The sequence below is a fragment of the Mycobacterium sp. DL genome, assembly GCF_039729195.1.
Taxonomy (GTDB): domain Bacteria; phylum Actinomycetota; class Actinomycetes; order Mycobacteriales; family Mycobacteriaceae; genus Mycobacterium; species Mycobacterium hippocampi_A.
In genome coordinates this window covers 849,184-863,870 of sequence record NZ_CP155796.1, presented here as the reverse complement: position 1 = coordinate 863,870, position 14,687 = coordinate 849,184, and the positions used below count along the sequence as shown (strand labels likewise).

The 14,687-nt window shown below is 68.9% G+C and carries 16 protein-coding genes; 6 read left to right on the top strand and 10 right to left on the bottom strand.

Going from position 1 to position 14,687, the window contains the following annotated elements; translation table 11 throughout:
- Position 1: 1 nt before the first annotated feature.
- The 7 genes from ABDC78_RS04215 to ABDC78_RS04185 all read right to left on the bottom strand — a co-directional run bounded on the left by ABDC78_RS04215 (position 2) and on the right by ABDC78_RS04185 (position 7,059).
- Positions 2–517: a DUF3592 domain-containing protein gene (locus tag ABDC78_RS04215; protein WP_178361489.1), complete on the bottom strand. Its 516-nt coding sequence runs from the start codon at positions 515–517 to the stop codon at positions 2–4.
- Entirely contained in the window at positions 514–2,205 is a 1,692-nt protein-coding gene (menD, locus tag ABDC78_RS04210; protein ID WP_178361488.1) for a 2-succinyl-5-enolpyruvyl-6-hydroxy-3-cyclohexene-1-carboxylic-acid synthase, read from the bottom strand. Before menD ends, ABDC78_RS04215 begins: the two co-directional genes overlap by 4 nt.
- A gap of 2 nt (positions 2,206–2,207) precedes the next feature.
- Positions 2,208–2,990, bottom strand: coding sequence for an alpha/beta hydrolase (locus ABDC78_RS04205; RefSeq protein ID WP_178361487.1), 783 nt, complete (start codon positions 2,988–2,990; stop codon positions 2,208–2,210).
- A gap of 80 nt (positions 2,991–3,070) precedes the next feature.
- On the bottom strand, positions 3,071–3,805 hold the full coding sequence (locus tag ABDC78_RS04200) for a DJ-1/PfpI family protein (RefSeq protein WP_178361486.1): 735 nt from the start codon (positions 3,803–3,805) through the stop codon (positions 3,071–3,073).
- A 19-nt stretch (positions 3,806–3,824) separates the two neighbouring features.
- Complete coding sequence (locus ABDC78_RS04195) at positions 3,825–4,790, bottom strand: helix-turn-helix domain-containing protein (RefSeq protein ID WP_178361485.1); 966 nt, start codon at positions 4,788–4,790, stop codon at positions 3,825–3,827.
- A 53-nt stretch (positions 4,791–4,843) separates the two neighbouring features.
- Entirely contained in the window at positions 4,844–5,749 is a 906-nt protein-coding gene (locus tag ABDC78_RS04190) for an o-succinylbenzoate synthase (protein WP_347133475.1), read from the bottom strand.
- A gap of 62 nt (positions 5,750–5,811) precedes the next feature.
- A complete protein-coding gene (locus ABDC78_RS04185; protein ID WP_178361484.1) occupies positions 5,812–7,059 on the bottom strand; it encodes an FAD-dependent oxidoreductase in 1,248 nt (415 codons plus the stop codon).
- Between the two features lie 157 nt (positions 7,060–7,216).
- On the opposite strand from ABDC78_RS04185, the gene ABDC78_RS04180 reads away from it, so the two are divergent.
- Both ABDC78_RS04180 and ABDC78_RS04175 read left to right on the top strand, forming a co-directional pair.
- Positions 7,217–7,825, top strand: a complete 609-nt coding sequence (locus ABDC78_RS04180) for a TetR/AcrR family transcriptional regulator (RefSeq protein WP_178361483.1) — start codon at positions 7,217–7,219, stop codon at positions 7,823–7,825.
- The gene (locus ABDC78_RS04175) at positions 7,822–9,054 is read left to right on the top strand and encodes a cytochrome P450 (RefSeq protein ID WP_218621312.1); all 1,233 of its coding nucleotides are present in this window, start codon (positions 7,822–7,824) and stop codon (positions 9,052–9,054) included. The genes ABDC78_RS04180 and ABDC78_RS04175 overlap by 4 nt, the downstream gene beginning before the upstream one ends.
- Here ABDC78_RS04175 and ABDC78_RS04170 read toward each other — a convergent pair.
- Positions 9,047–9,499 carry a MarR family transcriptional regulator gene (locus ABDC78_RS04170; protein WP_178361482.1) on the bottom strand — a complete coding sequence of 151 codons (453 nt, stop codon included), beginning with the start codon at positions 9,497–9,499 and terminating at the stop codon, positions 9,047–9,049. The genes ABDC78_RS04175 and ABDC78_RS04170 overlap by 8 nt on opposite strands.
- Before the next feature lie 49 nt (positions 9,500–9,548).
- Between ABDC78_RS04170 and ABDC78_RS04165 the strand changes: the two genes are divergently transcribed.
- The 4 genes from ABDC78_RS04165 (at position 9,549) to ABDC78_RS04150 (ending at position 12,397) form a co-directional block, all read left to right on the top strand.
- Complete coding sequence (locus tag ABDC78_RS04165) at positions 9,549–10,016, top strand: SRPBCC family protein (RefSeq protein WP_178361481.1); 468 nt, start codon at positions 9,549–9,551, stop codon at positions 10,014–10,016.
- Positions 10,017–10,092: 76 nt separating this feature from the next.
- Positions 10,093–10,443, top strand: a complete 351-nt coding sequence (locus ABDC78_RS04160; protein WP_178361480.1) for a YciI family protein — start codon at positions 10,093–10,095, stop codon at positions 10,441–10,443.
- Positions 10,444–10,460: 17 nt separating this feature from the next.
- Positions 10,461–11,669: a sigma-70 family RNA polymerase sigma factor gene (locus tag ABDC78_RS04155; protein ID WP_178361479.1), complete on the top strand. Its 1,209-nt coding sequence runs from the start codon at positions 10,461–10,463 to the stop codon at positions 11,667–11,669.
- A gap of 98 nt (positions 11,670–11,767) precedes the next feature.
- The gene (locus ABDC78_RS04150; protein ID WP_178361478.1) at positions 11,768–12,397 is read left to right on the top strand and encodes a heme-binding protein; all 630 of its coding nucleotides are present in this window, start codon (positions 11,768–11,770) and stop codon (positions 12,395–12,397) included.
- Here ABDC78_RS04150 and ABDC78_RS04145 read toward each other — a convergent pair.
- Entirely contained in the window at positions 12,394–13,956 is a 1,563-nt protein-coding gene (locus ABDC78_RS04145) for a long-chain-fatty-acid--CoA ligase (protein ID WP_178361477.1), read from the bottom strand. The genes ABDC78_RS04150 and ABDC78_RS04145 overlap by 4 nt on opposite strands.
- Before the next feature lie 140 nt (positions 13,957–14,096).
- On the bottom strand, positions 14,097–14,684 hold the full coding sequence (locus ABDC78_RS04140) for a TetR/AcrR family transcriptional regulator (protein WP_178361476.1): 588 nt from the start codon (positions 14,682–14,684) through the stop codon (positions 14,097–14,099).
- Between the last annotated feature and the right edge of the window lie 3 nt (positions 14,685–14,687).

The following is a 14,687-nucleotide window of genomic DNA, read 5'->3' as shown; positions in this document are numbered from 1 at the left end:
GTCAGGCCACCAGCTCGCGACCGTCGAGGCGCCGCTCGACCACAGCGGTCACCCCGAGCGCGGCCCCGGCGATCACCCATCCGACAACCGCGATCGATCCCGCGGGAACGATCGCCAGCGCAGCGTTGCGATCCCGGACCCGCACCAGATCGGGATTGTTGACGTCGTACTCGACGTAGATGCGCATGCCGGGCTCGAGCTCCGACGGATACAGCACGCCCAGCTCGGGTCGGTAGGTGACCCTGTCCGAAGTGACGAATTCGATGGTCGAGCGCCGCGGACCCGCGTCGAGGACACTGGCCTCGGCAACCCCGAGATGACGTTCGATCTGCTGGTCGTTGCGCCAGGCACCCAGCACCAGCAGCACCGACTGCAATGTCACCAGGCACGCCACCACCACGATTCCGATCCGGATCCGCCGCACGATCCGGCCGCCGGGAGTCTCGCCGGGCTCACCCGAGAGGTGCGGAACGATGAGGCGCCACAACGCTTTCAGGCGGTCACGCACACCATTCACAGAGTGGCCTTGATCGATGCGTGCAGCGCCCGCAGCGACGACCTGTCGGCCTTCACCTCCAGGACCCGCATGCCGTCGAACGGCTCGCCCAGGCAATCGGCCAGGTCGGCGACCTCGATCTGCCGGCTTTCGACGTGGTAGGCGCGGCAGAGCGCACCGACGTCGACGTCGTGCGGGGTGCCGAAGACGCGCGAGGACACGTCGGAGTACCGGGTGTCGCCCTGCTCGAGCAACTCGAAGATGCCGCCGCCGTTGTCGTTGGACACCACGATCGTCAGGTTCTTCGGTGTCGGCTCGGTGGGCCCGATCAACAGACCCGAACTGTCGTGCACGAACGTCAGGTCACCGAGCAGCGCGATGGTCCGGCCGCCGGTGCTCTCGGAGGCCCCCGCTCGTTCAAAGGCCTCCGCTCGTTCAAAGGCCAAAGCCGCCCCGATCGCCGTCGACACCGTTCCGTCGATGCCCGCCACCCCGCGGTTGGACCGCACCTTGACGCCGGTCGCATCGAAGCCCACCAGCGCGATGTCGCGGACCGGGTTCGATGCGCCCAGGACCAGCTGATCGCCGGGTCGTAGCGCATCGGCGACGGCCGCGGCGACGTGCAGTCCGGTGGTCAGCGGATGCGACGCGAGCTGATCGCGGACCGCGGTGACGGCGTGGCTGTTCGCCTCGGCACAGCGGCGCAGCCAGTCCGCCGACGGCGCACCGGAGGTGACCGCACGGGTGCCCGTGGCCTGCGAGTTCCCCGACACATCGGGCCACCGCGGGCCGGTGGTCAGCGCGAAGACGGGCACCGCGGGGTCGGCCAGCAGCGTGGACACCGGGCGGTGCAGGGTCGGCCGGCCCAGCATGATGACCTGCTTGGGGTGCAGCAGCGGCAGCGCGAACGGATGCAACGGGTTCTCCGCGGCCGGCGCGGTGGGCTCGGCGACGGTGGGCAGATGCGCCAGGTTCGGGTGAACGCCTGCGCCGTGACCGGCGATGACCACCGTGTCGGGGGTGATGTCGATGTCCAGCGGCTGGTCGAACGTCACGGGCGGGGTGAAGGTCCACGGCTTGCCGTCGGGACGGCCCTCAGGGGCATACGCCAGGCCCGGCGCTCCGTCTTCACCGACCCCGGGCACCAGCGGCTCGCGCAGCGGGATGTCGAACTGCACCGGTCCGGCGTTGGCCGACCGGGAACCCTTGGCGGCCACCAGAACCCGGCAGGTCGCCGAGCGCCACTGCGCGTTGAGGGAATCGAATTCGCCGGGAGCCCCGCGCAGATCGGGGGCCAGCCCGAGACTGACGTTGGCGCGCACCTGGGTGGCGAAATAGCCGAGCTGCTCGAAGGTCTGGTTGGCGCCGGTGCCCAGCAGTTCGTAGGGCCGGTTGGCCGACAGCACGATCAGCGGAACGCGGGCGTAGTTGGCCTCCACCACCGCCGGACCCAGGTTGGCCACCGCGGTGCCCGACGTCATGGCGATGCACACCGGCGCCCGCTCGGCGAGCGCCAGACCGATCGCCAGGAAGCCCGCGGTGCGCTCGTCGATGCGGACGTGCAGGCGGAGCCGACCGGCACGGTCGGCGTCATGCAGCGCGAACGCCAGCGGAGCGTTGCGCGAGCCCGGGCACAGCACCACGTCGCGGACCCCGCCGCGGATCAGTTCGTCGACGACCACGCGGGCCTGCGCCGTCGAAGGGTTCATCACTACAGACTATCGGCGAAGAAATTCAGGATCGCGGTGTTGACGACCTCGGGCTTCTCGATGAAGCCGAGGTGACCGGTGCCGGGGATCTCCAGGAACTGCCCGTTGGGCATCGCATTGGCGACCTCGCGGCCGAGATAGGACGGCAGCACGACGTCGTCGGCGAAACCGATGACCAACGTCGGCGTGGTGACGTTCTGGTAGGCGCTCAGCCTGCTGCCGTTCGGGCCGATCGACAGCTGTGTCTTCATGCCCGGTGTCGGCTTCTGCGGCCACATCGTGAACATCTCGATCCAGTCCCGCACCACGTTGTCGTCGTTCAACGTCTTCGGCGAAAAGCTCTCCAGCAGGCGCACTTTCGCTTCGAACTCGACCGGCAACTGCAGGCCGGACTCGGCCAGGGCCAGTTCACCGGTGAAGAAGAAGTCGCGGGTGCGGTCGTGGCGGCCGCGGGTGGCCATCAGCACTGCCGAGCGGACCAGCTCGGGGCGGGCCACCATCAGTTCCTGGGCGATGTAGGAGCCCATGGAGAGTCCGACCAGGCGGGCGGGGGCCAGCCCGAGTTCCTCGATGAGGTCGGCGACGTCACCGACCATGGTTTCGGTCGTGAAGCCCTCGGCGTTCTCGGTGGCGCCGATGCCGCGGTTGTCGAAGGTCACACAGCGGTAACCGGAGCGGGTGAACACCGGTACCTGGTGCAGGTGCCAGGTGCGTCCGGCACCCCCACGGCCTGCGATGAACACCACCGGTTCGCCGGAGCCGCGATCGTCGTAAGCCAAATTCACCCCGACGACGGTACTTCGATTCCCGTCGAGACTGCACCAGGGGTGGTGAATCGCCGGAAAACTCCGCCGTCAGCGCAGCCTCAGCGGGGGGCGGGTCGCTTGTCACGCCGCGACCGCACGGCGCGAACGGCGGCGTCCCACAGCAGGCCGGTGCTGGCGGCCAGCGCGGCGGGTTTGGCCATCTCCCTGCCCATCATCGCGGTGGCCAGCGCTTTGGTGCTCGCCGACGCCTTGGACATGTGCCCTGAGTCGAACGGCGGCTGCGGGTCGTACTCCATCGACAGCTGGATGGCCTTGGCCTTGGCCTCACCACCGATGCGGCCCGCCAGCCACAGCCCGAGGTCGATGCCGGCCGACACGCCCGCGCAGGTGACGATCTTGTCGCCGGCGGGCACGATCCGCTCATCGCCGACGGGTTGTGCGCCGAAGGTGCGCAGCACCGGCAACGCCGCCCAGTGCGAGGTGGCCCGCTTGCCGTCCAGCAGCCCTGCTGCGGCGAGGATCACCGATCCCGAGCACACCGACGTCGTCCACGTCGACGTCTGATGAGCGCGCCGCACCCAGTCGAGCACCTTCTCGTCGCGGGCGTGTTCCATCGTGGCGAACCCGCCGGGGATCAGAACGATGTCGGGAGAGTGCGTTTCGTCGAAGGAATGCGTGGCGCCGATGAGCAGCACCGCCGAGTCCGCGGCGATCGGACCTGGCTCGTGCCAGACGAAGCGGACCTCGGTGTCGGGCAGCCAGCGCAGGCTCTCGTAGGGACCTATGAAGTCCAGCGCGGTATAACCCGGGTACAGCATGATCGCGACCTGCATGGTCGATCTCCTTCTCGTATCAGGCGAATGTCTTGCGGTACTGGTCCGGCGAGATGCCGAGGCGTCGAACGAAGTTGCGGCGCAACGTCTCCGCCGAGCCGAAGCCGCAACGCGCGGCGATCACCGTCACGGTGTCGTCGCTCTCCTCGAGCTGGCGACGGGCCGCTTCGGTGCGGATCCGTTCGACGTAGGCCCCGGGGGCCTCGCCGACCTCGTCGGTGAACACCCGGGTGAAGTGCCGCGGACTCATCGACGCGCGACTCGCCAATTCGGCGACACTGTGCGCGCCGCCGGGTTCGGACTCGATCGCTTCCTGGACATCGCGGATCGGCGTCCGCCGGGCACGCGGCATCCAGACCGGTGCTGCGAACTGCGTCTGCCCGCCCGGCCGTCGCAGATACATGACCAGGTAGCGCGCGACGGTCTGCGCGGCCTCGGTGCCGTAGTCGTCCTCGACCAGCGACAAGGCAAGGTCGATGCCGGCGGTCACGCCCGCAGCGGTCCAGACCTTCTGCGAGCTTCGGACAAAAATCGGGTCGGGATCGACTGTGACAGAGGGGAATTCGGCAGCCATGTGAGGAGCGAAGGCCCAGTGTGTGGTCGCCACGCAGCCGTCGAGCAGGCCGGCTTGGGCGGCCAGGACCGCTCCGGTGCAGACGCTCACCACCCGGCGGGCGTGCGCGGCCGTCGTGGCGATCCAATCGATCAACACCGGATCGCGGCGCGCCATATCCGTGCCGAACCCGCCGGGGAGCACCACCGTGTCGACGGGCTCGCCGGGCTCGGGCAGTGGATCGGCGACCAGTGTGAGCCCGGTGCCGGTGCTGACCGCAGTGCCGTCGACCGAGACCACGCGGACGGCATAACCGTCGCCCGCGCCGTGGGTGGTGACGTACATCGACGCCCCGGTGAACACCTCGAACGGGCCCACCATGTCGAGTGCCTGTACTCCCTCGAAGCCGAGGATCAGCACGGTGCGGGGCATGGACTCAGTGTTCGCCGTTGCACCGATGGCGTCTAGGCCATGGATCCCACAGATCAGGACAACAGCGGGAAGCAGGCCCTGACGCGGTCGATCCACCACTGCCTGCGATCGGGCGGAGCCGCGAGCGCGGCGAGGCGGGCCGGGTCGGGCGTCACCGTCGCCGCAGGCAGATACCCGTCCACCGGCGTGACCGGCCCGGCGACGTCCTCGACGAACAACCCGCCGGTGCCCAGGCCGCACGCATACGGCAGGTCGGGCAGGCACCCCGCAGCGATCAGCCCGGCGCCGATGCCGACGGCGGAGTCCAGGGCGCTGGAGACCACGATCGGGATGTCGATCTGCCCGGCGATGCTCAGCATCGTGTACACCCCGCCCAGCGGCGCGACCTTGAGCACCGCGACGTCAGCGGCACCGGATCGCACCACCAGCAGCGGGTCGTCGGCTTTGCGGATGCTCTCGTCGGCAGCGATCGGGACGTCGACGCGGCGACGGACCTCGGCGAGTTCGGGCACGGTTGCGCAGGGTTGTTCGAGGTACTCCAGCGCGCCGTCGGCGGTCAGCGCCCCGGCGGCGGTGACCGCCTCCTCGACACTCCAGCCGCCGTTGGCGTCGACACGCACCGCAGGCACCACGGCGCGCACGGCGTTGACCCGGGCCACGTCCTCGGCCAGTGTCTGCCCGGGTTCGGCGACCTTCACCTTCGCGGTGCCCGCGCCGGGGAACCGGGCCAGCACCCCGGCGACGTCCCCGGCAGGAACGGCGGGCACGGTCGCGTTGATCGGGATGCGGTCACGGCGGGTCTGCGGCAGCGGCCGGTAGGCCGCTTCGATCCCGGCGGCCAGCCAGTGCGCGGCCTCGGCCGGTTCGTATTCGAGGAACGCTCCGAACTCGCCCCAGCCTGCGGGGCCGTCGATCAGCGCCACCTCGCGGGTGGTGATACCGCGGAAGCGCACCCGCATCGGCAACGCCACCACGTGCAACCGGTCGAGGACATCGGACAACTCCACCGTCGTGGCGTCGGTCACCCGCGGCTCTTCAGCAACGCTTCGGCGGTGCGGCGGCCACTGACCAGCGCGCCCTGGATGGAAGCGGTGTCGCGGTGGTCTCCGCACACCCACCGGCCGTCGGCGAGATGCACCGGGCGGCGCACCGACAGCGGCGGCGAGTGGGCGGGGAGTGCCCCCGGGACGACATGCCGGGTCACCCGCGTCCAGCGCATTCCGTCCGCGCCGAGGATCTCGGCGGCGTGCCGGCGCAGCACCTGCTCATCGGGAGGGTTCCCGTCCGGACCCAGTAGCGCCGATGCGGCGATCAGGTGCCGACCCGAAGGCGCGTACGTGGGCGCGGCCGCGCTGATGACGGCGGTGTTGAGCACCGGCCCCGTCGCGTCGCGGCGGCCGTCGACCCACAGCATCGGAGGGTCGGTCGGTGCGTCGTCGGTGGCCCACCAGTCCGTCACCACGCCGCGCATCCGGGGCGCGGGCAGCCCGCCCAGCTCCGCGGCGGTGGCGGGATCGGTGGCGATCACGACCTGCGCTGCGCGCACGGAGCCGGCGGCACCGCTCACCCGCCACCCCCTGCCTTCGCGAGACATGCCGATGACGTTGTGTTGCAGAGCGATCCGGTCGGCGATGGGGGCGGCCAGCTGGCGCGGCAACGCCTGCATGCCCTCGGCCGGCAGCGCCGGCACGCCGAGGACGAACATCCGCAGCAGCAACAGCACAAATGCGTTGGAGGTGTCACCCGAGTCCTCGAGAAGCACGCCTGCCAGGAAGCGATCGATCACCCGACGCAGCTCGCCGTGAACCCCTGCCGCATCCAGCGCCTCACGCATCGAGGTGTCACCGCCGGCCGACTTCACAGCACGGGGCCGCAGGCCCGGCGCCGCCCAGCGCGCCACCGCCGCCACGTTGCGCGGGCCCAGTCCGCCACGGGTGAGCATCGCCGGGACTTTGGTCGGGGAACGCAGCGGATGGACCCAGACCGTCGACCCGCGGTCCCGACGCACCGCCACCCCGGGCCCGAAGGACTGCAGCCGCAGGGCCTCGACATCAACAGCCCGCTCCAGCTCCGGATAGGCGGGATTGAGCACCTGGAAACCGCGATCGCAGCGGAAGCCGTCGATGACGTCGGTGCGGATCCGGCCGCCGATGTCATCGGCGGCTTCCCACACCCTGACGTCACGGCCGGCCGCGGCGAGCACCGCGGCGCAACGCAGGCCGGCCAGACCCGCCCCGATCACCAGCACGTCGATATCGTCAACACTCATTGCAGCCCATGGCTTCTGGTCGTCTCCATCTGATCGCGCCCGGGTCAATCCGGACGGTCTTGCCTACACGCTACCAACGCGCACGGCGCGCTCGGCGAATTTGCACTCTCTGCAAGTTGCAGTTGCTGCAAACTTCACGTTCATACATGATCGCCTCATGGATGCCACCGGCCCCGAGAACGGCAGGGCCCGCAGCAAGCGGGCGACGAGAAACGCCCTGCGCGCCGCAGTTCTCGCGTTGGCTCGAGATCGCGGCCTGGCCGCAGTGACAGTCGACGAGATCGCCGCACACGCGGGTGTGTCGACACGAACCTTCTTCAACTACTTCGACACCAAGGAGGACGCCGCCGTGATCGACGTGCTCGCCCTCGATCCTGACGACCTCGCTGCGTTCGCGGTCGCGAAGGACCGCACCACAGCGTGGGCCGAACTCAGCGCGTTGGTGACCGCCAACATCGACAGAGCGCACCGCGATGATCCAAACCTGTTGCAGTACATGCAATTACAATCAGTAGACCGCGCGCTGCAGGCGCACCAGGTCGGCCGCTTCTCCTCGTTTCTGCGCGAACTCGCCAACGCGACGGCACAACGGCTGGGCCAGCGGGTCCGCGACCGGCTGACCGCCGAACTGATGGCAGGCAGCTCCGTCACCGCGGTGCGGGTGGGCCTCGAGCAGTGGGCGGCCGTAGGCGGCCGGGGACGGCCGGGGACCCATGTCGGGCGGGCACTGGCGGTTTTCGATCCGGCCTTCGGGCCGCCGTCGTGAGCATCAACTCGCACGCCGGCCGCTTGGCACAGCTGGATGTCACGTCGCCGCAGTTCAAGGCCGACCCGTTCCCCTACTACGCACAGATGCGGAACCACGCGCCGGTCCTGCGTGTCGCTACTCGATCATTCGGGCCGGTATGGCTTGTCACCCGCTTCGACGACGTCGTCTCCGTGCTGGGCGATGTCCGGTTCGTCAAGAACCGCGCCGCGGCGATGCCGGCCGGTCAGCGCGGCACCGTCCGCAACCTTCCGCGGTTCCTCGCCCCCCTGGACCGAGGTCTGCTCAGCCTCGACGGCGCCGACCACGACCGGTTACGCGGTCTGGTCCACCAGGCGTTCACCGCGCGCCGCGTCGAATTGATGCACGACCAGGCGCGGCACAGGGTCGACGAACTGTTGGACGCAGCGATGCGTCGCGGCGAGATGGACGTACGCGCCGACCTGGCGCTCCCGCTGGCGATCGTGCTGATCGCCAGGATCCTCGGTGTCCCCGAGGACGACACCCCGAAGTTCGCCCGGTGGTCCGCCGCCCTCATCCATGCACCGCAACGGCGGTATCCGGCCACCGCCGTCCCGTCGATCGTGCGGTTCCTGCGCTACCTGCGGCGGTTGATCGACCAGCGCGCCGCCGAGCCGCACGACGATCTGATCAGCGCGATGGTGCTCGCTCGGGAAGATGACGACCGGCTCGACGCCGACGAGATTCTCGCCATGGTCGTGCTGCTCCTGACAGCCGGCCACGAGACGACGGTCAACCTCATCACCTCCGGCGTGTGGAGTCTGCTGAGCCACCCCGACCAATTGACCCGATGGCGATCAGATCCTGAACTCGGCGGCACCGGCACCGAAGAGCTACTGCGCTACGTCGTGCCGGCCGAGACCGCGACCCAGCGGTGGGCGAGCACGGACGTCGAGATCGCCGGGGTCGGCATTCCCCGGGGATCGTTGGTGCTCGCCGTACTGGCCTCCGCAAACCGCGATCCGAAATACTTCACCGACCCTGAAAACCTGGACATCGGGCGACATCCCAATCGGCATCTGTCCTTCGGCCGAGGCGCCCACTACTGCCTGGGTGCCCCACTGGCCCGCATGGAAGCCCGGATTGCGATCACCGAGCTGGTGACGCGGTCACCCGACATCACCCTGGCGGTCGATCCCACCCGATTGCGCTGGCGTGGTGGGCTGGTGCTTCGGGGCCTGCACGGGCTTCCGGTCCGGCTCAGCTGACCGCGGACCCAGCCTCGTGGAACGCCTCCGCGATGCCCTCCAGACCGCGCACCAGGATCCGTCGGTCCCGTGCCGTTGCCGCCGCACCCACGGCGGCGACGCGCTGCCCGAGGGGGCGGTAGATTCCGGCCAGGGCACGCCACGTCGGCTCCTGCAGACCGACCAGAACACTCCGTCGGTCTTGGGGATCCGGTTGGCGCGCGACCAACTCTGCGGATTCTAACCGGTCGACCAGGGCCGTCACCGATCCCCGGGTGAGAGCAAGGCGATCGGCGAGCGCTGCGGCGCTCAGCGGTCCGTTCTCGAGCATGTTCAACGCACGCAGATCGCTGCGGCCGATCCCGAGTGAGCGGCACGCCGCCTCGTCGAAAGATTCCATCGCCGACCACAATTCGCGACAGGCGAGCAGGACAGAGTCGAGTGGTTGCGTGTGCGAATCCTCCATGGTTTGATGACCATATCATTTGATCATCGAACCATGTGGGAGCACGCCGATGAAGTGGACCGAGAGCATCGTGGTTGATCGCCCCGCGGCAGAGGTGCTCCGGGCGGTGGCCGACGAGCACGAGCTGCTGCAGTGGTCGGCGTGGCCCGAAGCCACCGGCTACACCTGCGCGATCGAGGGGGACGGCCGCACCGTCGGGTCGGCGATCGTGTTCACCGACAAGAAGGGCGTCATCCAGGGACGCCAGGTGCTGCACGACGTCGACGACGACACCGTCGACTACCGCATGCGCAACCGCGGGCCCGGCGGCCGGGACATGACGCCGCACCTGCTCTTCCGCTTCGACGATGTCGACGGCGCCCGCACCCGCGTCCACCTGGACTTCCAGGCCGCGGCGCCGCTGCCGCCCGGCCTGCGGCACATCGTGGAGGCCGTGATGTCCCGGCGCGTGCGGCGGCTCCATGTCAAAGATCTCGAGCAGCTCAAGCAGCACGTGGAGAGTCCCCCGATGTCGTGATGTCCTTTTCCGCCCGTCCCGTTCGTCTTCTTGATGTGATTCCACCAACGGGTCACCTCACCAGAAGGAGAACACCATGCCTCAGTACGCCGCCCTCACCTACACCGCCGACGTCGACTGGACCGCGCCCGAGCACGCCGCCGAGATGGCTGAATACGGCGAATTCGGCGCAGCGCACGGCCAGTCGATCCGCGGTGGGGCCGCGCTGTATCCGACGGCCACCGCGACTACCGTCCGGGTGCGTGGTGCCCGCGGCGGTGACGTCGTCCTCAGCGACGGCCCCTACGCAGAGACCAAGGAAGCCCTCACCGGGTTCTACCTGATCGAGGCCGCGGACCTGGACGAGGCGGTGCGCATCGCCTCGGACATCCCCGCTGCCTGGGGCGGCGCCGTCGAAGTGCGGCCGGTCATCGAGTTCGGGGGGTGAACTCGGCCGAAAGGCAAGTGACCGAGACGATCCGGGCCGAGGGTGCGCGCATCCTGGCCACCCTGGTCCGGGTTGTCGGCGACCTCCACATCGCCGAGGACGCGGTGCAGGAGGCCGCGATACGGGCGCTGCGCCAGTGGCCGATCACCGGGATGCCCGAATCCCCGCGGGCCTGGCTGACGGTCACTGCCCGGCGGGCGGCCATCGACCACCTGCGCCGCGAAGGCGCCCGGACCGCAAAGGAGCGTGCCGCGATGGACCTGCTCCTCGACGAGGACCCCGGCGAACCGGTGATCCAGGACGACATGCTGCGGCTGATCTTCACCTGCGCCCATCCGGCGCTGTCACTCGACGCCCAGGTCACCCTCGCGCTGCGGGTGCTGTGCGGTCTGTCGACAACCCAGATCGCCTCGGTGCTGCTGAGCAGCGAAGCCGCCGTGGCCAAGCGGCTCACCCGCACCCGTACCAAGATCGCCCGCGCCGGCATCCCGTACGAGGTGCCGGCGGCCGCTGAACTGCCACAACGTCTCTCGGCGGTCTGCGCGGTCGTCTACACCCTCTACACGAGCTCGCACAGCGCCATCGCAGGCCCACACCTCTGGGATGTGGACGGCTCCCGGGAGGCGGTCCGGCTCGCCCGGCTGGTCTGTGACCTGATGCCCGATGAGGTGATGCCGATGTCGGTGCTGTCACTGCTGTTGCTGACCGAGGCCCGGCGTCACGCCCGCGCTGACGCCGCCGGCCACCCGATCGTGTTGGCCGAGCAGGATCGCACGGCGTGGGATCCGGCGGCGATCGACGAGGGGTGTCGCCTGCTGGATGTGTCCCTGCGCCGCTGCGACGGAGTCGCCGACCCGTACCAGTTGCAGGCGGCCATTGCCGCCGAGCACGCCACCGCCGCGACCTACCGCGACACCGACTGGGCGGAGATCGTGCGGTTGTACGACATGCTGATCGGTGTGCACCCCAGTTCAGCCGCCCTGCTCGCGCGAGCCGTCGCAGTCGCCGAGGCCTCGGGAACGGCCACCGGCCTGGCCGCGCTGACCGAGCTCGAACCGGACCATCGATGGCACGCGGTGCGCGCCGAGTTGCTGGCCCGCGACGACCACTTCCCCGAGGCCATCACCGAGATGACCGCGTCACTGACCGGCCACTGGAGCGTCAGCGACGCCGAGGCGGACCATCGCACGCGCCTCATCGAGCAGTGGACCCGGCGAATTCCCTGATTCCGGCCCATCCGCTGTCCCGGCAGCGACGAAGAACACGCGGCAATTGGTTGCGTGCTGTTCGGCGCGGGTAATCGCCATCGAAGAGAGGAGCCGTTGTGAATCGCATCGTCAAGATCGTCGGCCAGATCGGCGAGTCCGCACTGTCGATCGTGGGGATCCGCGTCGGCACCGAGGAACCACACCACCTCACACGTCGGTTGACCGACAGCGTGGAGATCCGCCGGTACGGCCCGCGCATCGCGGCCGAGACCACCGTCGCCGGAGAGAAGCAGGCCGCGCTGTCCACCGGTTTCCGGCGGCTGGCCGGCTACATCTTCGGCGGCAACCACCACGACACCAGCATCGCGATGACGGCCCCGGTCAGCCAGCAGCCGTCAGGCGGCGAGGACATCGCGATGACGGCACCGGTATCGCAGACCGGCAACGCCGAGCAGGGGTGGACGGTCCGCTTCTACATGCCCTCGAAGTGGTCGATGGAGACGCTTCCGTCCCCCGACGACGACGAGGTGCGGCTGGTCCCGGTGCCCGCGGAGACCGTGGCCGTGCTGCGGTTCACCGGAGACCGGGGCCCGACGGCCGTCGCCGACCGCACCGCCGAACTGCACAAGGTCTTGGCCGACAACAACATCACCTCTGCCGGTGAGGCCGTCGCCTGGTTCTACGACCCGCCCTGGACGTTGCCGTTCCGGCGCCGCAACGAGATCGCCATCCCGATCCAGACCTAGACCGTGGCGCGGTCACGCCCTTCCCAATGTGGCTTGCGCAGTTCCTTTTTCAGGATTTTCCCGGTGGGGTTTCGCGGCAGTTCCTCGGTGATGTCGACGCTCTTGGGGCACTTGTAGGCGGCCAGTCGCTCGCGTGCGAATGCGATCAGGTCGGCCTCGGTGGCCTCACCCTCGACCACGACGACGGCTTTGACGACCTCACCCCACTTGTCGTCGGGGACCCCGATCACCGCCACCTCGACGACGGCGTGGTGTTCGGACAGCACCCGCTCGACCTCGATCGAGTAGATGTTCTCCCCGCCGGAGATGATCATGTCCTTGAGACGGTCCTCGACGAAGATGTATCCACCGTCGTCGACGCGGCCGACGTCGCCGGTGCGGAACCAACCGTCGTCGGTGATGGACTCGGCGGTCGCCTCGGGCTTGTTGTGGTAACCCTTCATCAACTGTGGTGAGCGGAACCACAATTCGCCCTGCTCACCGGTGGCGACGTCTTCGAGGGTGTCGGGATCCACGACGCGGACCTCGGCGTTGGGTACCAGGGTGCCCGCGCTGGTCAGCCGCTCCGGGTGATCCTCGGCGCGGTGGGCCTCCGGCATCAGGTGGCTGATCACACCGCACAACTCGGTCAGCCCGTAGGCCTGGATGAAGTCGGTGTTCGGCCATGCTTTCAGCGCCGAACGCAGCAGCGGCAGCGGCATCGGCGATGCCCCGTAGCCGTAGGTCTTGAGCGCGCTGAACAACTTCACCGCGTCCTCACCGGACTCCAGCACCTTCGCCAGCACCGCGGGCACCAGGAAGGTCCGGTTGGCGCCCTTGAAGATCGCTCCGGCCAGCGCGGCGCCGTCGACGTCGCGGGTCATCACACTCGGCACGCCGTCGTGAATCCCGAACTGCACGTAGGACGATCCGCCGACGTGGAACAGCGGCATCGACACCATGTTCTTGTCGCCCTCGTCGAACTCGAAGCCCTCGTGGGCGTTCACGGTGTGGGCGATCATGTTGGCCTGGGTGAGCTCGACACCCTTCGGACGCCCGGTGGTACCCGAGGAGTACATGATGATCGCGACGTCGCCGGGGTCGACGTCATCGCTGCGGTCCGTCGGCGTCGCCGCCGCCAGCATCGCCTCGTACTCGTCATCACCCTCGGGCGTGACCGAGACGATGTGCTCGACGTGGACGAGCTTGTCGCGGATCTTGTCGATCGCCGGGGCGAACTCCGTCCCGACGATGAGCACCTTGGCACCGGAGTCGTTGAGCACGTAGTCGAGTTCGTCGGCGGCCAACCGGAAGTTGATGATCGCGGTGGCCGCGCCCAGCGACGCGGCGGCGAACGTCATCTCGACGCAGGCGGGGTGGTTCTTGTCGAGGAACGCCACCACATCTCCGCGCCGGACGCCGCGGTCTTTCAGGGCACCCGCGAGCCGGCGGACCCGGTCGTTCCACTGGGCCCAGGTCCAGGAGCGATCGAGGTAGTCCATCGCTTCGGCGTCGGGCGTCGTGCGTGCCCAGTGGGCGACGCGGTCGTCGAGAAATCGGGGTTCGGGCAGGTCGGCCATGATCAGAAGCGTGCCACGCCGTCGGCCACAGCTGTCCGGATTCGACCAATCCTGGGAATGTGATGCACAGTTTCATTACTAGATCGTCTGTAACTAGACGTCAACGTATCTACAGGCGTGTACAAGTAAATGTTGATTCTCTAGCGCACGAGGGGTGCGAGGTAGGTCCTGGCGTACCCGGCCACCGCGTCGTCGTTGTTGACGTCGACGACGCCGGTGTCGACCTGAACAAGCGAGGCGGCCAGTCGGATGTGCATCTCGGCGACCGTCATCAGCTCCACGTCGGACATCGTCGCACCGGCCGCCCGCAGCGCTTTGGCCATCGCCGTCGCCGCACTGATCAGGAACAGTCGAGCCTCGGCGACCATCTCGGTCGTCGCGGTGAACTCACCGTCGAGTTGCAGGAACCGACGCATCACCGGTTCGCCCGTCAGCAGGCGTACCCCTTCGCGGAATGCCGCCACCGCAGCCGCCTGTGGACCGGAATCGATCGCGACGGTCTGCAGCCGTGCCATCGCGAACCCGAAGGTCTGCCGGCCCAGTTCGGTGATCAGGGCGTCGCGGCTCGGAAAGCGACGGTAGAGCGTGCTGCGGCTGACGCCGGCCTGGCGGGCGATCACGTCCATACTCAGCCGGCCGACCCCCACCAGCGCAACCTCCTCGGCGGCCGCCTTGAGAATCGCCGACTCCTGCTCGGTACGGCTGTCGGTGTTACGAAGTCGTCGCATCGG